The sequence below is a fragment of the Nocardia halotolerans genome (genome assembly GCF_042650145.1).
In the GTDB taxonomy this organism is placed as follows: domain Bacteria; phylum Actinomycetota; class Actinomycetes; order Mycobacteriales; family Mycobacteriaceae; genus Nocardia; species Nocardia halotolerans.
In genome coordinates, this window is record NZ_JBHSDL010000001.1 from 95,033 (window position 1) to 115,373 (window position 20,341).

Annotated in this window: 20 protein-coding genes; 7 read left to right on the forward strand and 13 right to left on the reverse strand. The window is 67.9% G+C overall.

Annotated features, from left to right (window positions below; genetic code table 11):
* Positions 1–63 precede the first annotated feature (63 nt).
* Together ACFO5K_RS00440 and ACFO5K_RS00445 are read right to left on the reverse strand one after the other, a co-directional pair.
* Positions 64–465, reverse strand: a complete 402-nt coding sequence (locus ACFO5K_RS00440) for an SgcJ/EcaC family oxidoreductase (protein WP_378555072.1) — start codon at positions 463–465, stop codon at positions 64–66.
* Complete coding sequence (locus ACFO5K_RS00445; protein WP_378555073.1) at positions 462–872, reverse strand: hypothetical protein; 411 nt, start codon at positions 870–872, stop codon at positions 462–464. Before ACFO5K_RS00445 ends, ACFO5K_RS00440 begins: the two co-directional genes overlap by 4 nt.
* A gap of 87 nt (positions 873–959) precedes the next feature.
* On the opposite strand from ACFO5K_RS00445, the gene ACFO5K_RS00450 reads away from it, so the two are divergent.
* Positions 960–1,781 carry a helix-turn-helix domain-containing protein gene (locus ACFO5K_RS00450; protein WP_449289673.1) on the forward strand — a complete coding sequence of 274 codons (822 nt, stop codon included), beginning with the start codon at positions 960–962 and terminating at the stop codon, positions 1,779–1,781.
* 259 nt (positions 1,782–2,040) lie between these two features.
* On the opposite strand, the gene ACFO5K_RS00455 is transcribed toward ACFO5K_RS00450, so the two are convergent.
* From ACFO5K_RS00455 to ACFO5K_RS00480, 6 genes are all read right to left on the reverse strand, one after another.
* Positions 2,041–2,961: a bile acid:sodium symporter family protein gene (locus ACFO5K_RS00455; protein ID WP_378555074.1), complete on the reverse strand. Its 921-nt coding sequence runs from the start codon at positions 2,959–2,961 to the stop codon at positions 2,041–2,043.
* 171 nt (positions 2,962–3,132) lie between these two features.
* Complete coding sequence (locus tag ACFO5K_RS00460) at positions 3,133–4,338, reverse strand: polysaccharide pyruvyl transferase family protein (RefSeq protein ID WP_378555075.1); 1,206 nt, start codon at positions 4,336–4,338, stop codon at positions 3,133–3,135.
* A 37-nt stretch (positions 4,339–4,375) separates the two neighbouring features.
* Entirely contained in the window at positions 4,376–5,872 is a 1,497-nt protein-coding gene (gene putP, locus ACFO5K_RS00465) for a sodium/proline symporter PutP (RefSeq protein WP_378555076.1), read from the reverse strand.
* 22 nt (positions 5,873–5,894) lie between these two features.
* The gene (locus ACFO5K_RS00470) at positions 5,895–6,521 is read right to left on the reverse strand and encodes an MBL fold metallo-hydrolase (protein WP_378555077.1); all 627 of its coding nucleotides are present in this window, start codon (positions 6,519–6,521) and stop codon (positions 5,895–5,897) included.
* The gene (locus tag ACFO5K_RS00475; protein WP_378555078.1) at positions 6,518–7,603 is read right to left on the reverse strand and encodes an S-(hydroxymethyl)mycothiol dehydrogenase; all 1,086 of its coding nucleotides are present in this window, start codon (positions 7,601–7,603) and stop codon (positions 6,518–6,520) included. Before ACFO5K_RS00475 ends, ACFO5K_RS00470 begins: the two co-directional genes overlap by 4 nt.
* A gap of 114 nt (positions 7,604–7,717) precedes the next feature.
* Positions 7,718–8,371, reverse strand: coding sequence for a TetR/AcrR family transcriptional regulator (locus ACFO5K_RS00480; RefSeq protein ID WP_378555079.1), 654 nt, complete (start codon positions 8,369–8,371; stop codon positions 7,718–7,720).
* 155 nt (positions 8,372–8,526) lie between these two features.
* Between ACFO5K_RS00480 and ACFO5K_RS00485 the strand changes: the two genes are divergently transcribed.
* Positions 8,527–10,560, forward strand: a complete 2,034-nt coding sequence (locus ACFO5K_RS00485) for a CocE/NonD family hydrolase (protein WP_378555080.1) — start codon at positions 8,527–8,529, stop codon at positions 10,558–10,560.
* Between the two features lie 9 nt (positions 10,561–10,569).
* Here the strand turns inward: ACFO5K_RS00485 and ACFO5K_RS00490 are convergent, their stop codons facing one another.
* Genes ACFO5K_RS00490 through ACFO5K_RS00505 form a run of 4 tightly spaced genes read right to left on the reverse strand, consistent with a single transcriptional unit; the run spans position 10,570 to position 13,268 of the window.
* A complete protein-coding gene (locus ACFO5K_RS00490; protein WP_378555081.1) occupies positions 10,570–11,181 on the reverse strand; it encodes a UdgX family uracil-DNA binding protein in 612 nt (203 codons plus the stop codon).
* Positions 11,178–11,954, reverse strand: coding sequence for a DUF72 domain-containing protein (locus ACFO5K_RS00495; RefSeq protein WP_378555082.1), 777 nt, complete (start codon positions 11,952–11,954; stop codon positions 11,178–11,180). Before ACFO5K_RS00495 ends, ACFO5K_RS00490 begins: the two co-directional genes overlap by 4 nt.
* A gap of 12 nt (positions 11,955–11,966) precedes the next feature.
* Positions 11,967–12,926, reverse strand: a complete 960-nt coding sequence (locus ACFO5K_RS00500) for a TIGR03557 family F420-dependent LLM class oxidoreductase (RefSeq protein ID WP_378555083.1) — start codon at positions 12,924–12,926, stop codon at positions 11,967–11,969.
* Positions 12,927–12,950: 24 nt separating this feature from the next.
* Positions 12,951–13,268, reverse strand: coding sequence for a plasmid stabilization protein (locus tag ACFO5K_RS00505; RefSeq protein ID WP_378555084.1), 318 nt, complete (start codon positions 13,266–13,268; stop codon positions 12,951–12,953).
* A gap of 408 nt (positions 13,269–13,676) precedes the next feature.
* On the opposite strand from ACFO5K_RS00505, the gene ACFO5K_RS00510 reads away from it, so the two are divergent.
* The 4 genes from ACFO5K_RS00510 (at position 13,677) to ACFO5K_RS00525 (ending at position 18,570) form a co-directional block, all read left to right on the forward strand.
* Positions 13,677–14,690 carry a YdcF family protein gene (locus ACFO5K_RS00510; RefSeq protein WP_378555085.1) on the forward strand — a complete coding sequence of 338 codons (1,014 nt, stop codon included), beginning with the start codon at positions 13,677–13,679 and terminating at the stop codon, positions 14,688–14,690.
* Between the two features lie 91 nt (positions 14,691–14,781).
* Positions 14,782–15,675, forward strand: coding sequence for a metal-dependent hydrolase (locus ACFO5K_RS00515; RefSeq protein WP_378555086.1), 894 nt, complete (start codon positions 14,782–14,784; stop codon positions 15,673–15,675).
* Complete coding sequence (locus ACFO5K_RS00520; protein WP_378555087.1) at positions 15,672–16,766, forward strand: PDR/VanB family oxidoreductase; 1,095 nt, start codon at positions 15,672–15,674, stop codon at positions 16,764–16,766. The genes ACFO5K_RS00515 and ACFO5K_RS00520 overlap by 4 nt, the downstream gene beginning before the upstream one ends.
* Positions 16,767–16,797: 31 nt before the next feature.
* Positions 16,798–18,570 (forward strand): SDR family oxidoreductase, encoded by a 1,773-nt coding sequence (locus ACFO5K_RS00525; protein ID WP_378555088.1) that lies wholly within the window; start codon positions 16,798–16,800, stop codon positions 18,568–18,570.
* On the opposite strand, the gene ACFO5K_RS00530 is transcribed toward ACFO5K_RS00525, so the two are convergent.
* Positions 18,571–19,062 carry a hypothetical protein gene (locus ACFO5K_RS00530; protein ID WP_378555089.1) on the reverse strand — a complete coding sequence of 164 codons (492 nt, stop codon included), beginning with the start codon at positions 19,060–19,062 and terminating at the stop codon, positions 18,571–18,573.
* Positions 19,063–19,178: 116 nt separating this feature from the next.
* Here ACFO5K_RS00530 and ACFO5K_RS00535 point away from each other — a divergent pair, with 116 nt between their 5' ends.
* The gene (locus ACFO5K_RS00535; RefSeq protein WP_378555090.1) at positions 19,179–20,183 is read left to right on the forward strand and encodes a zinc-binding dehydrogenase; all 1,005 of its coding nucleotides are present in this window, start codon (positions 19,179–19,181) and stop codon (positions 20,181–20,183) included.
* Positions 20,184–20,341 lie beyond the last annotated feature (158 nt).

The window sequence follows — 20,341 nt, forward strand, 5'->3', positions numbered from 1 at the left end:
CGAGGGTGTAGGCCGGACAGCGGCAGGCGTTGGCAAACATCCTGAAATCGGGGCGTACCTTACTCACTGCGGGAACTGGCTGATCCGGGTGTTCTGGAAGGTGGTGAACAGCCAGGTTCCGTTGTGGCGCATCGCGACTCGGGTTTGGACGGACCGGGTATCGGGTGGCGCGGTAGTGCCCGGGAGCATGGGGCGATCGCCCACGGTGACCAGCACCGCGACATTCGGCGCCGGGAAGCGCAGCGTGGTGGTTTCGGGTTCGGCCATGCGGGTGCCCCTCATGAACCCGTCGAAGCCCTCCTGCATGACGGTGGCGAGTTCGGTCCGGCCCTGGATGCGTTCCCCGATAACCGATACGAAGTCGGCGTCGGGGGTGAACGTGGCGGCGAATGCGGTGCCGTCACCTGCGGCCCAGGCGTCCATCTGCGTGCGGAGCAGGGTGAGGATGGCGGTTTCGTCAGTCACGACGTCACCGGTCCCCGGCGACGCAGGCCCGCGAACTCGAGCGCGGCGAAACTCGCGACGAACGTTGCGCCCGCGAGCAGGAATACCCGGCCCCAATTCGTCAGCGGAATCAGGTTGATGACAGCGAGCTCGACCATGAACACCGCCGACAGCGCGTTGACCGCGATGACGGCGGCAGCCAGACGAGACGGTAGCCGCGGGTGGCGCGCGATGAGGAGCAGTGCAGCGGCGCCGCCCAGCATGCCGACGCCGAAGGGGATCGACCAGGAGGTCGGCAATCCGAGCGGATCGCGCAATAACGGCGCCGTGGCCAGCAGAAAGGTGCCGAAGACGCCGGTGCTCCAGCCGTCTACCCGCAACGCGGTGCGCAGGCCGGGGCCTGATTCAAAGGTGGTCATCGTGGTCATGACGTCGACGTTGCCAGCGGCCGGTCGTTGTCTCAATGACCTCCGAGGTCATGGCACCCGGTCGCCCGGGACCGATAGCGTGGCCGAGTGACGCGTTCGATGCAGGAATCCCCCGTCGGCACACTGCTGAGAGATTGGCGGCAGCGGCGGCGGCTGAGTCAGCTGGAGCTGGCACTGGCCGCCGACAGTTCGGCACGACATCTGTCCTGCGTCGAGACGGGGAAGGCCCAGCCCAGCCGGGCCATGGTGCTAAAACTCTGTGATGTTCTGGAAGTCCCACTGCGCGAACGCAATACGTTGTTGCTCGCGGGTGGTTTCGCACCGGAGTATCGAGAGAGCAGCCTGGATGACGCCCATCTCGCCGCTGCCCGGGCCGCGCTGGACACCATGCTGACCGCGCACGAACCCTATCCGGCGGTCGCGGTGGACCGGTACTGGAATGTCGTTGCCACCAATCGCGCGATGGGCCTGTTCTCGAACGAGGTCGACGAGCAGCTGATGGAACGGCCCAACGTCTACCGCCTGGCCCTGCACCCCGGCCCGCCCGATGCCGCCACACACATGATCAACCACGGTCAGGTCCGGGAACTCCTGCTCGAACGGCTGCTCCAGCAGGTGCGGGCGACAGGCGACCCGATTCTGCGCGCGCTCTACGACGAGGTCTCGCAGTACCCGGTCCCAGCGCACACCGAACCCGATCCCGGTCCGCCGACGCCGTTCGCGGTGCCGCTGCGCATCGCCACCCCGGTGGGCGAGCTACGCATGTTCAGCACCATGGTCACCTTCGGGGCACCCTCGGATGTCACGCTCGCGGAATTGGCCATCGAATTGTTCTATCCGATGGACGAATTCACTGCGGACACGCTGCGCACGCTCTTCACCGTGACAGGCGGTTCTGGGCAAATTTGAAAAACGTTGGGAAGCACAGGATCTAGATCGGCAGGTTCTTGTTTGCAGTCCAGATGGGGGAGCGCGAACAAGCCCTCTACCAGCGTATGCAGGTGGAGGGCTTTGTAGGCTCAGCCGCAGCCTCGTCTTTCGGAACACGGTCAACAGGATGGCGCGGCGTCCAGGCGCGAGCCAGTAGGTGATGCGGATCGCGGCGCCGTCCACCGTTGGGCGTAATTCGCGAACTCCGTCGCCGGGATGCCGGGCGAAGGGTGACCGGTCACGGTGTGGGCGAGGGCGGTACCGCTGCGCTGGGGGATGGTAAGGCTGGGTCTCGTGGGGTCGCGCGGGATTTCCGGCTGATGGCGGCGCCGAAGAGGGTGGCGAGGGGTGTCATCAGGACCGCGTAGACCGCGGCGGGGACGGCGATGCGGGGGTTGTCGAGGACGGTGATGGCGAGGGTGATCGCGATGGCGCTGTTGTGGACGCCGATTTCCATCGATGACGCGATCGCCTGGGGTGTGGGGATGCCGAAGGCTCGGGGGACGAGGTAGCCGGTGCTGAGGCTGATCAGGCAGAACACGGTGGTGATCGCGCCGACGTCGAGGACGTAGCCGCTCAGGGCCGCGCGGTCGGCGATCATGGTGACGATCACGATCGCGGCCAGGATCGCGATCGAGGCGATGCGGACCGGTAGATCCATTCTGGCCGCGAATCCGGGCGAGCGGCGGCGCACGAGCATGCCGATCAGGACCGGGATCAGCACCACGGCGATCACCTGCATCGTCTTGCCGAACTGCAAGCCCAGTTGGCTGGCTTCGTCACGGGCGAAGTGGTTGACGGCGAAGTTGGTGACCAGCGGCACCGTCACCACGCACAGCAGCGAATTGACCGCTGTCAGCGACACATTGAGCGCCACATCACCACGGAACAGGTGACTGAACAGGTTGGCGGTCGCGCCGCCCGGTGAGGCGGCGAGCAGCATCATGCCGACCGCAAGCAGCGGCGGCAGCGCGAACAGTTTCACCAGCGCGAACGCCACCACCGGCAGCAGGATCACCTGGCAGGCCAAGGCGATTGCGACCGCTTTCGGGGCCCGCGCCACCCGGGTGAAGTCGGCGGTGGTCAGCGACAGGCCGAGGCCGAACATGATCACGGCCAGGGCGGGGGGCAGCGCCGTGGAGACAAAGGAGGAATTCATGGACCACCGATCGTCGAGAGATTCACTGTAGGCAATCGCCGTTGGTCTCGCATGGGTGATCCGATGATCGTGTTGCCGCGGACGTATCGCCTCGAGGCACTGCGTGGACTTGCCGAGCGTGGTCGGAACAGCCACCTGGACACGGGATCGAGATCGATGTGCGGGGAGAGGTCAGCGGGTGGAGCTGGACCAGAACGCGGCGCTGAGTCGTTCGGTGGCGTCGGACCATCTACCGCGCGGCTTCGTCGGGGCGACAGGGGATTCGGCGGGGGAGTAGATCGATTCGGCCAGTGTGCGTTTCGCCGCTCGCGACGCTGCCACGACGGCGGGATCGAATCCGGCGCCCGTGGGTCGTTGCGGTGTTGTGCTCAGGTCGTCCAATATTGTCCAGCCCGAACCGAGTTCGACCAGGGAGCGGTGTTTGGTGCCGTAGAAGTCGGTGCTGATCGGGATCGCGACACCGGCGGCACCGTTCATCGCCGCGACCGCGTGCATGTGGAATCGGGTGGTGAGCCAGGTCTGGGTGGCCGACACCGGCAAACCGTGTTCCCAGACCTCGGCGAACGAGTAGAAGCGGGCGCCGGGCAGTTGGTGGTCGATGAGGTCGAACACCACCCGGTCGACACCCGGAATGGCCTCGACCACACCCACCTGTTCGGGCGAGATCTCCCAGGCGCGCAGGATCCGCAGCACCGCGGAGGCCAGCGCGGCGATGTCGACCTCGAGCAGGTCGCTCTGCACGCAGAGCATGACCTCGGGCGCTTCCTCGGATGCGCGGACGGGCGGTTCGGCGAGGAACACGTCGTCGACTCCGGCCGCCGCCCCGAACAGTTCGGCGGAGGCCTGGTCGCGGACGTCGACGATGTCGAACCGCGCGGTGAGCGCGCGCAGTAGTTCCGCGGTGCCGGGCGACTCGGGGAACAGGCCGAGACCGGTGGCCACGCTGCGGGCACCGGACCGGTGGGCCGCCGCCTCGACGCCGGCCGGCAGACCGATGTGCCGTGGCCAGATCCGGTTGATGTAGCCCCCGCCGAGCAGGTGGAACACCTCGGCCCGGCCGAGTAGGTCGATGCCGCGATCCCACCGCGGCGCCATGCCCGGGTCGCCCACGGCGCGGGCTACCCAGGCCGCCACCTGCCACGGGTCCTCGGACGGGGCTTCCCAGCACAACCGCCACAGGGTGTCGGTGAACCGCACCCGTGGGTGGAGGTCGCCGAGCAGTACCTGTGCCGGTCCCGGTGAATGGGTGTCTACCCACACCGTCGCCTCCGGTGCGGTCTCGGCGAGATACCGCAGCCAACCGGCGGTGATGAGTTCGTCCCCGTAGTTGGGGTGGCCCGCGGGACTGACCAGGTAGTAGAGCGGTGACGCGTGCATGGCAGTTCCGTTCGAACGAGGAGCTATCCGTTCGATCTTAGGTGGCTTTGGACAACTCCACCGCACGGTCGAATTCGTCGTCGATCTCCTGGTTCGGCCGGTAGGTCAGCAAGCTGACGGCAATCGAGACGATGACGTTGGCGAAGAAGCCCGGCACGATCTCGTACAGGCTGACGCCGTAGATGTCGGGCCCGTACGCCGCCCACAGCACGACCGTGGCGGCGCCGGTGACCATGCCGGCCAGCGCACCCCAGTTGGTGAGCTTGCGCCAGAACAGGCACAGCACCACGGCCGGTCCGAAGGAGGCACCGAACCCTGCCCACGCGAAGGCGACGAGCTCGAGGATCGTCCCGCTCGGGTTGACGGCGAGCAGACCGGCGATCAGCGCGACGATCAGCACGCACAGCCGCCCGAGCAGCAGCAGGGTGCGCTGGGAACTGTCACGTCCGAGCACCTTGTAGAGGTCTTCGACGAACGCCGACGAACTGACGAGCAACTGGCTCGACACGGTGCTCATGATCGCCGCCAGCACCGCCGCGAACACGAAACCCACGACCAGCGGGGGCAACAGCAGCTGCGACAGGGCCAGCACGACGTTCTCGGGGTTGTCCAGTTCGTTGGCGGTGCGCTGGAAGTAGGCGATCCCGACCAGACCACAGGCGACCGCGCCGAACAGTGACACGATCATCCAGGTCATGCCCACCCGCCGGGCCGGTTTGGCCGAGGCCGCACCGCGCATGGCCATGAACCGCACGATGATGTGTGGCTGCCCGAAGTAGCCGAGTCCCCACGCGGCGGCCGAGATGATGCCCATGATCGTCGCGGCGGTGAGTGATCCGCCCCCGAGCCAGGACAACCGGCTCGGATCGACCTCGCGGATCGCGTCGGTGGTCTCGCCGAACCCGCCCACCGCGAACATCGCCACCACGGGCACGGTGAGCAGGGCCAGCAACATCATCACGCCCTGCACCACGTCGGTCAGCGATGCTCCGAGGAACCCGCCGATCAGGGTGTAGGCCAAGGTCACCACGGCCACGATCAGCAGTCCGGTGATGTAGGAGGTGCCGAACGCCAGCCTGAAGAACTCACCGCCGGCGACCATCATCGAGGAGACATAGAAGGTGAAGAACACCAGGACGATGACGCCGGAGGCGATGCGCAACAGTCGCGAATCGTCGCGCAACCGGTTCTCGAAGAAACTCGGGATGGTGATCGAGTTGTTGGCGACTTCGGTGTAGGCGCGCAGCCGGGGCGCGATGAACTTCCAGTTCAGGAAGGCGCCGATGGTGAGACCCACGGCGATCCAGGCTTCGATGAGCCCGGCCGCGTAGATGGCACCGGGCAACCCCATGATCAGCCAGCCCGACATGTCGGAGGCGCCGGCGCTCAGGGCGGCTGCCCAGGCCGGGAGCCGACGGCCCGCGAGCATGTAGCCCTCGTGATCGACTGTTTTGCGGTAGGCGTAGAAGCCGATCGCGATCATCACCGCGAAATACACGGCGAGCGCGCTGATCTGCATGCTCCGGTCCGACATCATGACCTCTTTCGGGTGTTTCTCAGTGCCCCCGGGCGATCCAGTCGGCGAGGGCGGGTTTTTCGGTGCCGATGGTGGTGGTGTCGCCGTGGCCGGTGTGGACCGTGGTGTCCTCCGGGAGGGTGAGGAGGCGGTCGCGGATCGAATCGATGATGGTGTCGAAGTCGGAGAAGGAGCGGCCGGTGGCGCCGGGGCCGCCCGCGAACAGGGTGTCGCCGGTGAACAGGGCCGACAGGTCGGGTACGTGCAGCGAGACCGAGCCGGGGGAGTGGCCGGGGGTGTGCAGTAGGTCGATGTCGAGGCCGGCCACCGTGATCCGGTCGGTGCCGTCGAGCGAGCGGTAGCCGACCGCCGGGTGGGTCATCTGCCACAGGGGGTCGTCGGCGGGGTGCAGCAGGATCGGGGCGTCGAGGCGCGTGGCGAGTTCCGGTGCGACGGTGACGTGGTCGTTGTGGCCGTGCGTGCACAGGATGGCGGTGACGTGCCGGTTGCCGACGGCGGCGGTGATGGCGTCGGCGTCGTGGGCGGCGTCGACGACGAGGACCTCGGAGTCGTCACCGATGAGCCAGACATTGTTGTCCACGTCCCAGGTGCCGCCGTCGAGGCTGAAAGTGCCCGCGGTGACGACGCGTTCGATGCGCGCGCTCATCGCTGCACCACCGAACGCAGCACCTGACCGGCGCCCATGGCGGCGAAGGACTCCTCGACGTCGTCGAGGCCGATGCGCTCGGTGACGAAGCGGTCCAGCGGGAGCCTGCCCTGGCGGTACAGGTCGACGAGCATCGGGAAGTCGCGTTCGGGCAGGCAGTCGCCGTACCAGGACGACTTGAGTGCACCGCCGTGCGAGAACAGGTCGATGAGCGGCATGTCCAGGGTCATGTCGGGGGTCGGCACGCCGACGAGGACCACAGTGCCGGCGAGGTCGCGGCCGTAGAACGCCTGCTTCCAGGTTTCGGGCCTGCCGACCGCGTCGATCACCACATCGGCGCCGAACCCGTCGGTGAGTTCCTTGATCTGCTCGACCACGTCCGCGGTGCTCGCGTCGATGGTGTGGGTGGCACCAAAATCCTTGGCCCACTCCAATTTCCGGGGGTCGCGGTCGATCGCGATGATGGTGCCCGCGCCGGCCAGTCGCGCACCGGCGATCGCGGCGTCGCCGACACCGCCGCAGCCGATCACCGCGACACTGTCACCGCGCGAGACCGCGCCGGTGTTGATCGCCGCGCCGATGCCGGCCATCACGCCGCAACCGAGGAGTCCGGCGACCGCGGGGTCGGTCTCGGGATCGACCTTGGTGCACTGTTTCTCGTGTACGAGGGTTTTGTCGGCGAACGCGCCGATGCCCAGGGCCGGGGTGAGCGCGGTGCCGTCGGTGAGCGTCATCGGGGTACTGGCGTTGTGGGTGTCGAAGCAGTACCAGGGGCGTCCGCGGCGGCAGGCCCGGCATTCGCCGCAGACCGCGCGCCAGTTGAGGACGACGAAATCGCCTTCGGACACATGGGTCACCGCCGACCCGACGGTTTCCACCACTCCGGCGGCCTCGTGGCCGAGCAGGAACGGGAACTCGTCGTTGATGCCGCCCTCGCGGTAGTGCAGGTCGGTGTGGCAGACCCCGCACGCCTGTACTCGAACGACCACATCGTGGGCTCCCGGGTCGGGAATTACGATGTCGACCGTTTCCACCGGCGCGTTCTTCGCTCGGGCGACGACTCCGCGGACGGTTTCCGGCATGCGGACCTCCTTATGGTTGGCGTGGTGGGTCCACGGTAGCGGGGCCCACCGGGCGGTCGATCCGGTATCGGCGATATGTCTCGATCGCTGCGCGGCAACCTCGCCCCGGCGCGGTCAGGCGGCGTCGGGACCGATCCTGGCCAGCACGGCGCCGACCACCAGGCAGGCGCTGTCCACCACGTCGGTCAGCGGCTGGCGGTAGTCGTCGAGCACCCATTTCTGGGCGATGATCACGATCGCGCCGACCAGGCCGAACAGCACCGTGCGCACGCTCACGGCGGGATGGGTCTCGAGGTCGACGTGCGGGGCGATCAGGGCCAGGCAGATGTCGACCAGGGCGTCGAGCACCTCGTGGTAGGCGCGGTCGACGGCCTGACTCACGCCGAGGATCTCGAAGAACGCGATCCGTGGAACCCGGGGGTCGTCGAGGATGAGCTGGAAGTAGGCGGTGAGGGCGACGCGCACCTGGGTGTCGATGTCGGCTTCGGCGTCGCGGGCGCCCAGATGGATCGCCTCGATCAACCGCGCGGCGGTCTCCCGGTGGACTTCCAGCAGCAGGTCCTCACTGTCGGTGAAGGATTCGTAGAAGTACCGCTTGCCGACGCCGGCCGCCGCGCAGATGGTGGTGACCGTGCTGGTCCGGTAGCCCTCGGTGCCGAAGACCTCGGTGGCCGCCTCGACCAGCCGCGCGCGGCGATCCTGCTGACGCTGCCCGGGTGCGGCGCCGCGGTATCGGCGACCGTCGGCGTCGAGTCCGGGCGCTGTCACAGTGCCGATTCTGTCAGGTGAGCCGACAGGTGTGCGGAGCGGCGCCGTTCGAGGGTGGTGGAGAACATGTTCTTGCGATCGACCGTGACGCAGGCTACGTTACTTCCCGGTACGGGAACGTCATGGTTCCCGATGGTGGAGGGTTGAACCGAAGCATGATCAAACATCGAGGGCGACTGGCCGCGCTGGTCGCATCCGTGGTGATGCTGGCCGGTGCGGTCGCATCCGCACCGGCCGGGCTCGCGACACCGGCCGCCGAGGGGCTCGACGCGCAGTTCGCGGCCACCCACAACGGCCCGCAGCAGTACCCGAACGTCTTCATCGAGTGGGACGTGCCCATCACGATGAGCGACGGCACGGTATTGAAAGCCAACGTCTATCACCCCGCCGGAGCCGACGGTCAGCCGATCAGCGAGCCGACGCCCACGATCGTCAACATGACGCCCTACACCAAGCTGGTCTCCAACATCGCCGACTCGGCGCTCGCGGTGCCCGGCCTGGCCGACACCCTGCTGCCGGTGCTGCAGAACCTGGACTTCTCGCCGTTCGGCTTCAGCAGCCTCAGCGACATGATGAAGGCGCTGCCCGGCGGCGCCGCCCGCACCTTCGGCGTCGACCGCAACCTGATCCGCGGTGGTTACACCCAGGTGGTCGTCGACGTGCGCGGCACCGGCTTCTCCCAGGGCACCTGGCAGGTGTTCGGTGAACGCGAGCAACTCGACGGCGTGGAGGTCGTCGACTGGGCCGCCGAGCAGACCTGGTCGGACGGCAAGATCGGGATGAGCGGCATCTCCTATTCGGGCATCAACCAGCTCCACACCGCGCAGCGCAAGCCCGAAGCGCTCAAAGCGATCTTCCCGATCGTGCCCGGTAGCGACCTGATCCGCGACGTCGCCGCACCCGGCGGTGCCCTCGGCATCGGCTTCATCCCGGCCTGGCTGCTCGCCGTGGACGGCGCCAAACTGCTGCCCGACCTGGTGTCGATCCTGAACGGCAAGTTCGACTGGATCTGGCTCGCCGACCGGGTCCGTGACCCGTTCACCTTCTTCAACGTGCTCATCGCCGCCCTGACCACCCCCACCGTCGAGCAGATCCCGCCGGAGATGGCGGCGATCCTCGACGACGAGAGCCCACTGCGCACCGCCTGGGTGGGCGACCCGGAGCAGGTCCAGGTGCCCACCTTCCTCTACGGCGGCTGGCACGACATCTTCACCTACTCCACCCCGCGTATCTACAACGCGGTGGACGTGCCCGCCGAACAGAAGAAGCTCATCATGGGCGACGTCTACCACGTCACCCTGAGCTCGGGACTGGGTCAGCCGGGCGCGCCCGCACCGCTGGAATCGTTGCAGCGCGCGTGGTTCGACAAGTGGCTCAAGGGGATCGACAACGGCATCGACCGCTACGACCCGGTCACCCTGTGGCAGCAGGGCAGTGAGCAGTGGACCACCGACGTCGCGTTCCCGCGCCCCGGCATGGAGTACCGCCGGATGTATCTGGACCCCGCGTCGTCGGGCACCGCGCCGGGCGCCCGCTTCGACGGCAGCCTGGTCACCGAGCCCGGTGCGGCACAACGCGTCTCGGTGGACCCCAGCCTGACCACCATCTGTTCGCGGGACGCGGCCCAGGGCACGGCCGGTCTGATTCCGTTGCCCGATGTGTGCGCCAAGGATGCCCGGATCAGTGAGGGCGCCGCGCTCACCTTCACCACCGCGCCGGTGACCGAGCCGACGAGGATCTCCGGTGCCATCGCCGCACACCTCAACACCGTGCTCGACGCGACCGACGGCTACTGGACCGTGACGGTCAACGATGTCGCCCCCGACGGTCGTTCGACGGTGTGGACCCAGGGTCAGCTGATGGCCTCGCTGCGCGCGGTCGACGACAGCAAGTCGACCCGCTCACCCAACGGCGACTACACCGACCCGTACCCGTTCCTCACCCTCGACACCCGTCAGCCCGTCGTGCCGGGAGAGCCGACCACGATCGAAATCGGCATCCGCGCCACCGACGGCGTGCTGTTGCCCGGTCATCGGCTGCGCGTCGACGTGTTCGCGGGCAACTTCCCCAGCGGAATCCCGCTGCGGCCGTTGCTGAACGAGAGCGGACTGCGCACTCAGCACCTGGAGCTGGACCCGGCCCGGCCGAGCTGGATCAACGTGCCGATGGACACCGACCCCGGCTGGTGATCTCGGAGTTCACCCGGCTTCGAACAGTCGGGTCAGGTCGTCGACGAATTCACGGTAGGCCTGCGTGCGATCTGGCGCACGCAGGACCGAGGACGGATGGACTGTCGCGCCCACCCGGTAGTGCTCTGCTTCGGTGGTGCGGCCGCGCAATTCGGTGACCTTGGCCTTCGGGCCGAGCACCGCCTGCGTGGCGATCGCGCCGAGACAGATCACGAGTTCGGGTGCCACCAGGTCGATCTCGGTGGTCAACCATGGTGCGCAGGCGACGATCTCGGTGCGGCGGGGCTGCTGGTGGATGCGCCGTTTGCCGCGCTGCTCGAACCGGAAATGCTTCACCGCGTTGGTGAGATACAGCGTGGCGCGGTCGATGCCGATGTCGTCGAGCGCGCGGTCGAGCAGGTGGCCGGCCGGGCCGACGAACGGATGACCGTCTAGGTCCTCGTCGTTGCCGGGCTGTTCACCGATGAGGACGGTGCTCGCGTGCGGTGAACCCGCGCCGAAGACGGTCTGGGTGGCGTCGCGGTAGAGGTCGCAGCCGTGGCAGTGCGCGGCGGCGGCGCGCACCTCGGCCAGGTCGTCGGTGTTCGGAAGGTATTCGCCGGCGCCGGGATACTTGGTCATGACGCCACCGCGGGGTGAGGGTCGGGCACACGACTCACATCGGCGCCCGCGTGCGCGGCCAGGTGGGCGAAGGTGATCGCGTCGCGGACCGCCGCGCCGCCGGGGTCATTGTTGAAATAGACGTAGCTGTCGGCATCGGCGGACCAGGTGTCGAGCAGGCGCTGCGCCCAACCGCGCAACGCCTGCCGCCCGTAGTGCGGCGGCGGCGACGCCCGGCCGGCGTGCAGGCGCAGATAGGCCCAGTCGGCGGTCCGCCACTGCGGGGTGACCGGGCGCGAATCCCGATCAGCCCAGGCCAGGGCGGCCGATCGCCTTTCCAGCACGTGCCGGATCTCGTCGGTCCACCACGATTCGTGGCGGGGCTCCACCGCCACCCGCACCGAGGCGGGAAAGCAGCGCAGGCACTCGTCGAGCAGCGCGGCATCGGCGCGCAAGGTCGGTGGCAGCTGGAGCAGGACCGGGCCCAGCCGATCACCGAGACCCTCGGCCCGCTCGAGCAGCCGCTGCACCGGTTCGGCCGGGTCCCGCAACCGCTTGATATGGGTCAGATACCGGCTGGCCTTCACCGCGACGACGAAGTCTGCGGGTGTGCGTTCCCGCCACGCGGTGAAGGTCTCCCGGCTCGGCAACCGGTAGAACGCATTGTTCGACTCGACCGTCGCGAACGCGCCCGCGTAGTGCTCGAGCCACCGCCGCACCGGCACTTCCGGCGGATACAGCACCCCGCGCCAGTCGCGGTACTGCCAACCGGAAGTGCCCACGCGCATGACCATCCGGGCCTCCCGTCAGATCTGGGAACGCACCAGCGGCATGACGTCGCTGCCGTAGAAATCCAGGAACGCGTCGATGTCGGGTCCCGCGTTCATCAACACGACACGGTCGTAGCCGGCATCGGCCGCCTGGCGCACCGCGTCGGCGAACCGCTTCGGATCATTGCCGCACACCAGCGCTTGCTGCATGTCCTCGACCCGCACCTTGCTGGAGGCGGCGTCGAAGTTCACCGGATTGGGCAACTCGGTCATCACCTTCGCGCCGCCGGTCATCCACCGGTTCGTCGACCACGCGGCCTCGGCACCGGCCTGCTCGGTCTCGGCGAAGGCCACACCCACTTCGGCGTAGCGCGGGCCGGCCCCACCCGCCTGCTGATAGTCGCGCACCACGCTCGGATCCGGTTCCAGGGCGAACAGCCCGTCACCGAGTTCGGCGGCGATCTTGGCGGCACTCGGCCCGGCCGCCGCCACCGCGATGTCCGGCAGGGTTTCCGGGAGATCGAACACCCGGGCATCCGAGATCGACAGGAACCGCCCGTCGTAGTTGCGATAACCGCCGCGCCACAGCAGCCGGATGATCTCGAGCGCCTCGCGCAGCATCTTCTGCCGGGTGCGGATCGGCGGGAACTCCTCGGCCACGATGTGCTCGTTGAGCCGCTCACCGGAACCGATGCCGAGGGTGAACCTGCCGTCGGACAGCAACGCGGTAGTAGCAGCGGCCTGAGCGATGATCGCCGGGTGGTAGCGAATGATCGGGCAGGTCACGCCGGTGGCCAGGCCGATCCGATCGGTGCGGGCCGCGATCGTGCCGAGCACCGTCCACACGAACGGCGAATGGCCCTGATTGTCCAGCCAAGGGTGAAAGTGGTCGCTCATCTCGAGGAAATCGAAGCCGACGGACTCGGCCCGAACCGCCTGGCGCACCAGCTCGTTCGGATCGAAAGCCTCGGCCGCCAATTTGAAACCGATCTGCATGGCGAACCTTTCGCAGTGGGTGGGTCAGTCACGACCGAGGGCGTGCGCCAATTCCTGCTTGTTCATCTTCGAACGGCCATCGATATTGCGTTTGCGCGCTTCTTCGTAGAGTTCGTCGCGGGTCTTACCGCCACTGCCCTGAGCGCGCTGACCGCCGCGCTTCTGCGCGGAGCCCGACGACTTGCTCGAGCCCTTCGTCTCGCCGTGCTGGGCGCGGGTCTTGTTCACCGTGCGCGCGGCGATCTCCTCGGCACGGTCCTCCCCGTGGCCCCGTTTGAGCTCGGACTTCTTGACGTCCTTGTACTGCCGCTCGCGTTTGTCGCTCCACGCTTGCTGAGGCATGGTGTGCTCCTCCTGGGTGGGTGGGCGCTGTTGGTTGGCGACTACCCGGTGATCGGCAGGGGAAACAGCTCGGGTGTGGGCCGTATACGCAATGATGGCGTCCACCTAGGTGGGCGCCATCACAGTCCGACATTCGGATCAGACGAAGAATTCAAAGATCGCAGTAGCCAACCACTGCAAGAAATCGATAAACATAAATGCTCACCTCCTTCCTTCTGCATCCGGCCAGTTACCGGTCGGCGGCCGCGGACGAGAGTGCCGCTGTATCAGCATCCTGGCTGTTGAGCGGGTTCTATCCGCGTATATCGAGCCTACCTGAGAATGTGTTAGCTACGACACAGCGATCTGTAAGGTGATTCCGCATCCAGGCCGGTCGGCATCGCAATTCCAGCGGCTACGGTGGGGCAGGTGATCTTGCTGGCGATAGGTGTAGTTGTGCTCGGGGTGTTCGCGCTGCGATTCCGGCAGGAGCGTCGCCGATTCAGCAACGGTGTGCTGCTGTTGCTCGGTTTGCTGTGCGTGGGCGGCGCGCTGGTCGGCTCCGGCGCCGAGGGGGCGGGGGTGGAAGCGCTCGTCCTGGTGACCTTGGTGCTGTCGCCACTGCTGGTGCTGGCGCTGGCCTGCCTGCTGATGCTCAACGGCGTGGTGATGCTGCGGCGGGAAGGTCTCCGGTTGGCGAATGTGTTGTCGTTCGGGCTCGGCGTTGCCCTGCTGGTTCCCTACGTCCTGCTGGTCGCCGCGGTGGTCGCGGAGTGGGCAGTGTTGGGGGTGGTGTTGCTGGCGGTGGTCCTGGTGGCCGCCTATCTGGGTTTCGTGCTGGTCGCGTTCCTGGGTTATTCGCTGGTCTATGACTGGACCACCCGCACCGACAACGTCGCCGCGATCGTCGTGCACGGCTCGGGCCTGCTGGGGGACCGGGTGCCGCCGCTGCTGGCGAGCCGCCTCGACCGGGCCCTGGGTATCTGGCGCACCGATCACGCGTACGGACTGCCGCCGTTGCTGGTGACCAGCGGCGGCAAGGGTTCCGACGAGAAGATCGCGGAGAGCCGGGCCATGGCGGCCTACCTCGTGGAGCACGGCGTGCGCGAGGACGAGATCCTGCAGGAAGACCGCTCGACGACCACTCGGGAGAATCTGCTCTTCAGCCGGGAACTGCTGGCCGGGCGTGGCATCGACCGCCGAATCCTGCTGGTGACCAGCAATTTCCATGTCCTGCGCACGGCCCTGCTCGCCCGCTCGCTGGGGCTCGACGCGCAAGCCGTGGGTGCGCCGACCGCCCGCTACTACCTGCCCAGCGCCCTGTTGCGCGAGTACGTCGGGGTGCTGGTCGAGCACAAGGCTGTCAATGCCGTGATGTGCGGGGTGCTGGTGGCCGCGCCCGTCGCGCTGGCGATCCTAGGGCAAGCGAGCTGGCAATTTTAGGTGTTACTTCTCGTAATGGATAGTTGTATCATCGGGCTACCGAGCGGGACGCATCGTCGCGTCCCCGCACACGGTCGATCGAGGAGTACCGATGAAGCTACTTCGCGGCGGCACCGAACACCCGGACGTCGATCCGGGCACGGTCGCCCTGCACGCGCGCAATGTCGCTTTCGACTGGTCCGGTGTGGCTCTGCAATGGATGCCCGCCGAACCGCTCGCCGGCCACCTGATCAGCGCGTTGAACATGCTGCTGCCCGAGGGCGAGCGGATGTTCATCGCGACCTACCGGGAAGCCCTGCCCTTCGTCCGTGACGACAAGCTGCGTGAGGACATGCTCGGCTTCATCGGGCAGGAATCCATGCACGCGGAAACCCACGCCAAAGTGCTCGTCGACGTGCTCGCCGAGCACGGCATCGACACCGGTCCGTACGAACGCCTGATGGAATACCTGTTCCGCACCACCCTCGGCCCGCGCGGTGACCGGACCGGGCAGGTACTGGTCGAACGGCTCGCCTTCATCGCCTGTCTCGAGCACTTCTTCGCCTGGCTCGGCGACTGGGTCCTCAACGCCGATCTGGAGAAGTTCGGTGCCGACCCGCGCATGGCCGACCTGTTTCGCTGGCACGGGGCCGAGGAAGTGGAGCACCGCAACGTCGCCCACGATGTGGCCGAATACTTCGGTGTGGGCTACGTGCGCCGGTGCGCGGCGATGACCCTGGTCTTCCCGATCTTCCTGGTACTGCTGTTGCGGGGCACGCGCTACCTGGTGCACCAGGACCCGCAGTTGCCCGATCACGGGTACCCGCGGTTACTCACCGGTGTGTTCGGCGCGATGTGGCGCGGCGCCCTGCCCGGCGTCCCGTCGCTGCTGCGTAGTGCCCTGTCGACCTTCAAACCCGGTTACAACCCGCAGTCGGTCGGCTCGACAGCCCAGGCCGTCGCCTATCTGGCCGCCTCGCCCGGCGCCCGCGCGGCCGCGTCGTGACCACGCGCGGCATCCCGGCCGACCTCTACGGCAAGTACCGCCACGACCCGGGCACCCGGATCATCGACGCGATCGCGACCACCCGGCTGCGATGGAGCACGCTGGTGAACCGGGGCGGACTGCGTACCCGGGTCGAGGACCGCCGCTTGCCGGTGGTGGTCACCGAACGCCGGATCGAAGCGCACGACCAGGACGTGGTGAGCCTGCGCCTCGAGTCACCCGACGGCCGGGTCCTGCCGCGTTGGCGGCCCGGCGCGCACCTGGATCTGGAGCTGCCGTCGGGCCGGTTGCGCCAGTACTCACTGTGCGGCGACCCCGCCGACGCACGCGCCTACCGCATCGCCGTGCGCCGGATCCCCAACGGTGGTGGCGGTTCGACGGAGGTCCACGACGCGCTGCCGATCGGCAGCCGGTTCGTGGTGCGCGGCCCGCGCAATGCCTTCCCGTTCGCGGTGCCCGGGCACGGTTCGCCCGCGAACCGCCTGCACTTCGTCGCCGGTGGTATCGGCATCACCCCCATCCTGCCGATGGCCCGGCTCGCGCACCGGCTGGGTGTGCCGTGGACGCTGGTCTACAGCGGTCGCAGCCGTGCCACCATCCCGTTCCTGGCCGAGCTCGAGAGCTTCGGCGCCGATGTCGTCGTGCGCACCGACGACGAGCACGGCCTGCCCACTGCCGCGGACCTGCTGCCCGCAGTGGGGCCGGGCACCGCGGTCTACGCCTGCGGGCCGACTCCGATGACCTCGGCCATCGTCGCCGCCGTGCGTGAGTTGCCCCAGGTGGAACTGCATTTCGAACGATTCTCACCGCCGCCGGTCGTCGACGGCGTGCCCTTCGAGATCGAATTCGCCACCACCGGCGCGGTGGTCACCGTCGACGCCGACCGCACCGTGCTCGACACCATCCTCGATTCGCGCCCCGACCAGCCCTATTCGTGCAGGCAGGGCTTCTGCCGCACCTGTGTGGTGCGGGTGCGCTCGGGTGTGCCCGATCATCGCGAGAGCGTGCTCTCCGATGCCGACCACGCGGCGGGTGCCATGCTCGCCTGCGTATCCCGTTCTCACGGTGAGCGATTGGTGCTCGATCTGTGAGTCCGATTCCGGGACAAGGAGTTCAAAGACCATGACGATCGACAACCCCCAGGTCGCCAACCAACGCACCGTGCGCAACGGCGATTTCGACCTCGCCGTCTTCGAGTACGGCGATCCGGCCGCCGACACCGTCGTGCTCGTGCACGGCTGGCCCGACACCCATCACCTGTGGGACAAGGTGATCCCGCTGCTCGCCGCCCGGTTCCATGTGGTCGCCTACGACACCCGCGGGCACGGCGCCTCCACCCGCACCCAGCGCACCGCCGACTTCCGCCTCGACGAACTCGCCGGTGACTTCTACGCCGTCCTCGACGCGGTGAGCCCCGACCGCCCGGTGCACGTGCTGGCCCACGACTGGGGTTCGGTGCAGGTCTGGGAGGCCGTCTGCGAACCGCGGGCCGTCGAGCGGGTCGCCTCGTTCACCTCGGTCTCGGGCCCGAACCTCGACCATCTGGCCAGCTGGGTACGTGACCGGTTGTCGCGGCCCAGCCCGCGCAATGTGTGGCAGCCGGTCACCCAGCTCGCGTCCTCGGCCTACACCTTCTTCTTCATGACCCCCGGCCTGCCGCGCGCTACTTTCAACGCCATCGGGACCGAAAAACTGTGGTCGCGGGTGGTTTCCATCATGAACGACACGCCGGCCGCCAATGTGAAACTGGGCCCCACCTTCCGCCGTGACCTGGTCGACGGACTGCTCATCTACCGCGCCAACATCGTGGAGCGCATGCTCAATCCGCGCGAACGCCACACCCGGGTGCCGGTGCAACTGATCGTCGCCGGCCGCGACATCGCCGTGCGACCCGCCGGCTACGACGACTCACGCAAGTGGACCGACCGGCTGTGGCGCCGCGACGTCCCCGCCGGGCACTGGATGCCGTTCTCGCACCCGGAGATGCTGGCCACCGCCACCACCGAACTGATCGACGCGCTCGACGGCGCCGTGGTGCCGCGCGGACTGTCACGGGCCGAAGTGGGCCGCACCCGCCGCGAATTCGACGACAACCTGGTGGTGGTCACCGGGGCGGGCAGCGGCATCGGCCGCGAGACCGCACTCGCCTTCGCTCGCCTCGGCGCCGAACTGGTGCTCTCCGATGTCGACGAGCTCGCGGCCAAGGCCACGGCCGAGCTCGTCGCCGCCGAAGGTGGGGTGGCGCATTCGTATCCGCTCGACGTGTCCGACGAGGACGCGGTGCGCGCGCACGCCGACACGGTGCTCGCCGCGCACGGGGTGCCCGACATCCTGATCAACAATGCCGGTGTCGGACAGGCCGGCGGCTTCCTCGACACCCCCGCCGAGGAGTTCGACCGGGTGATGCGGATCAATCTGGGCGGTGTGGTCAACGGCTGCCGGGCCTTCGGCGCGGCGATGGCCGATCGTGGTCTCGGCGGCAGCATCGTGAACCTGTCCAGCATGGCCGCCTACAGCCCGCAGCGTGACATGAGCGCCTATGCCACCAGCAAGTCGGCGGTGTTCATGTTCTCGGACTGCCTGCGCGCGGAACTGGCTGATCGCGGCATCTCGGTGTCCACCGTGTGCCCCGGCATCGTGCACACCAATATCGTTGCCACCACACGTATCTCGGGTGTCACGGCGGAAAAGGAAGCCGCCGCCCAGCGCAAGTTCGACAAGCTGTACCAGCGCCGTGGTTACACCCCCGACAAGGTCGCCACCCAGATCGTGCGGGCGGTGCGCGAGCGACGCGACATCGTCCCGGTGACGCCGGAATCGTGGGTGCAGTACCGGCTCAACCGCCTCGCTCCCGCGGCCGTGCGGTTCGCGGCGCGGCGGATGAAGCTGGTCTGATCAGGCCCGGCGCAGTCGCCGCTGCACGGCGGCGACGTGCCGGGCGTCCACACCCCACGGCTGTTGCACCCCGACGCGGCGGTCCAGGTCCCACAGCACGCACTGCTCGCCCGGCCGGGCCACCACCGACCAGGCGACCACGGTGCGCCCGAGCTGTTCGGTCATCGGACCGCCGTCGCCTGTTCCCTCGGGGAAGTGGTGCAGGAACCGGCCGTAGGCCCGCGTGCAGAACCGGGCGTAGAGCTGGGTGCACAGGATGAAGCCGTGCCAGGCCTCGTCCACCGCGTGCGACGGCATCCCGATCACCTGGTCGTCGCGCATGGCCGCGCCGCAACAGCGCAGCCATTGGCGCAGCCCGGTGTCCACCAGCTCACGGGGTTGCCAGTGGCAGGTTGTGAAGACCGCCTCGGGTAGTCGCAGGGCGGCGACAGTGCGATCGACGGCGGCGAGATCGACCTGTCGCCGACCGAGCCGGGGGAATGAGATCGCCATGATTCACTGTAGAACCCGCGACCGGCGTGTGATCCGCGTCGCTGTCGCCTTGACCTGAAGTGAACTCGAGGTCGGATCCTCGGTGGGTACCGGAGAACACCCACCAAGGAGTCGCGATGCGTGCAGTACAGGTCAAGGAATTCGGTGGACCGCAAGTGCTCGAGGTATGTGAGCTGCCCGTGCCGCAACCGGGCCCGGCCGAAGTGCTGGTCGACGTCGAAGCGGCCGACGTGATGTTCCTCGACGCCCGGCTGCGCAGCGGCTGGGGCAGGGACTACTTCGCGCTGAGCCTGCCGTATGTCCCCGGCGGTGCGATCGGCGGAGTGGTCGGTGCCGTCGGCACCGAGGTGGACCCTTCGTGGCTCGGCAAGCGCGTCGTCAGCCCGACCGCGGCCAGCGGAGTCGGCGGCGGCCTGCCCATCGGCGGCTATGCCGAGAAGTCGCTGGCCGAAGCCGCTGATCTGGTCGAGATCGACGCCGGCGTGACCACTGAGCGGGCCGTGGCCCTTTCCCACGACGGCCCCACTGCCCTCGCCGTCTTCGACGCCGCCGACGTCCGGCCGGGAACCTGGGTGCTGATCACCGCGGCGAGCGGCGGACTGGGCACCCTGCTCATCCAGCTGTCCATCGCGGCCGGTGCGCAGGTGGTGGCCGCCGCACGCGGCACCGAAAAGCTGTCCTTGGCAAAGAGATTGGGTGCCACCGCGGTCGTCGACTACTCCGCCGACGGCTGGGACACGCAGGTTCGCGAGATCACCGGCGGGGGCGCGGTCGTCGTGTTCGACGGTGCGGGCGGCGACCTCGGCGGCCGCGCCCTGGCCACCACGGCCGACGGCGGCGTCTTCCTCGGATACGGTTCCGCGGCCGGAGATTTCGCGGACGGTGACACCGACGCGGCAGTCACCCGCGGGGTCACGGTGCGTGGGCTGTTCGACATGGTCGGTGCCGACACCGACTGGCGCGCGCTGGCTCGTCGCGCGCAAGCCGCGGTAGCCGAAGGTGAACTGGAAGTGGTTGTCGGGCAAACATTCCCGCTCGAGCAGGTGAAACGTGCGCATTCCGTCATCGAGAACCGCACCGCCCTCGGCCGTACCATCTTGACGATCGGCGCGGCAGTGTAACTTAAACTGCGCCGCAACGGAATACACGTTAAGTTCATACTGTGCAGGGACTCATTGTCATCGCAGTCATAGCTGCGGTTCTGTTGTTGGTCGTCGGAGTGATCAAAGTAGCCAGCAACCCAGGGGGAAGTATCGAGCGCAGTGAACGCGCACGCGCC

What these genes read in the sequence shown, in the direction of transcription:
- ACFO5K_RS00445 (WP_378555073.1), bottom strand. Translation starts at nt 872, where the DNA reads ATGACCACGATGACCACCTTTGAATCAGGCCCCGGCCTGCGCACCGCG.
- ACFO5K_RS00455 (WP_378555074.1), bottom strand. Translation starts at nt 2,961, where the DNA reads ATGAATTCCTCCTTTGTCTCCACGGCGCTGCCCCCCGCCCTGGCCGTG.
- ACFO5K_RS00460 (WP_378555075.1), bottom strand. Translation starts at nt 4,338, where the DNA reads ATGCACGCGTCACCGCTCTACTACCTGGTCAGTCCCGCGGGCCACCCC.
- putP (WP_378555076.1), bottom strand. Translation starts at nt 5,872, where the DNA reads ATGTCGGACCGGAGCATGCAGATCAGCGCGCTCGCCGTGTATTTCGCG.
- ACFO5K_RS00470 (WP_378555077.1), bottom strand. Translation starts at nt 6,521, where the DNA reads ATGAGCGCGCGCATCGAACGCGTCGTCACCGCGGGCACTTTCAGCCTC.
- ACFO5K_RS00475 (WP_378555078.1), bottom strand. Translation starts at nt 7,603, where the DNA reads ATGCCGGAAACCGTCCGCGGAGTCGTCGCCCGAGCGAAGAACGCGCCG.
- ACFO5K_RS00485 (WP_378555080.1), top strand. Translation starts at nt 8,527, where the DNA reads ATGATCAAACATCGAGGGCGACTGGCCGCGCTGGTCGCATCCGTGGTG.
- ACFO5K_RS00490 (WP_378555081.1), bottom strand. Translation starts at nt 11,181, where the DNA reads ATGACCAAGTATCCCGGCGCCGGCGAATACCTTCCGAACACCGACGAC.
- ACFO5K_RS00495 (WP_378555082.1), bottom strand. Translation starts at nt 11,954, where the DNA reads ATGGTCATGCGCGTGGGCACTTCCGGTTGGCAGTACCGCGACTGGCGC.
- ACFO5K_RS00500 (WP_378555083.1), bottom strand. Translation starts at nt 12,926, where the DNA reads ATGCAGATCGGTTTCAAATTGGCGGCCGAGGCTTTCGATCCGAACGAG.
- ACFO5K_RS00505 (WP_378555084.1), bottom strand. Translation starts at nt 13,268, where the DNA reads ATGCCTCAGCAAGCGTGGAGCGACAAACGCGAGCGGCAGTACAAGGAC.
- ACFO5K_RS00515 (WP_378555086.1), top strand. Translation starts at nt 14,782, where the DNA reads ATGAAGCTACTTCGCGGCGGCACCGAACACCCGGACGTCGATCCGGGC.
- ACFO5K_RS00525 (WP_378555088.1), top strand. Translation starts at nt 16,798, where the DNA reads ATGACGATCGACAACCCCCAGGTCGCCAACCAACGCACCGTGCGCAAC.
- ACFO5K_RS00530 (WP_378555089.1), bottom strand. Translation starts at nt 19,062, where the DNA reads ATGGCGATCTCATTCCCCCGGCTCGGTCGGCGACAGGTCGATCTCGCC.
- ACFO5K_RS00535 (WP_378555090.1), top strand. Translation starts at nt 19,179, where the DNA reads ATGCGTGCAGTACAGGTCAAGGAATTCGGTGGACCGCAAGTGCTCGAG.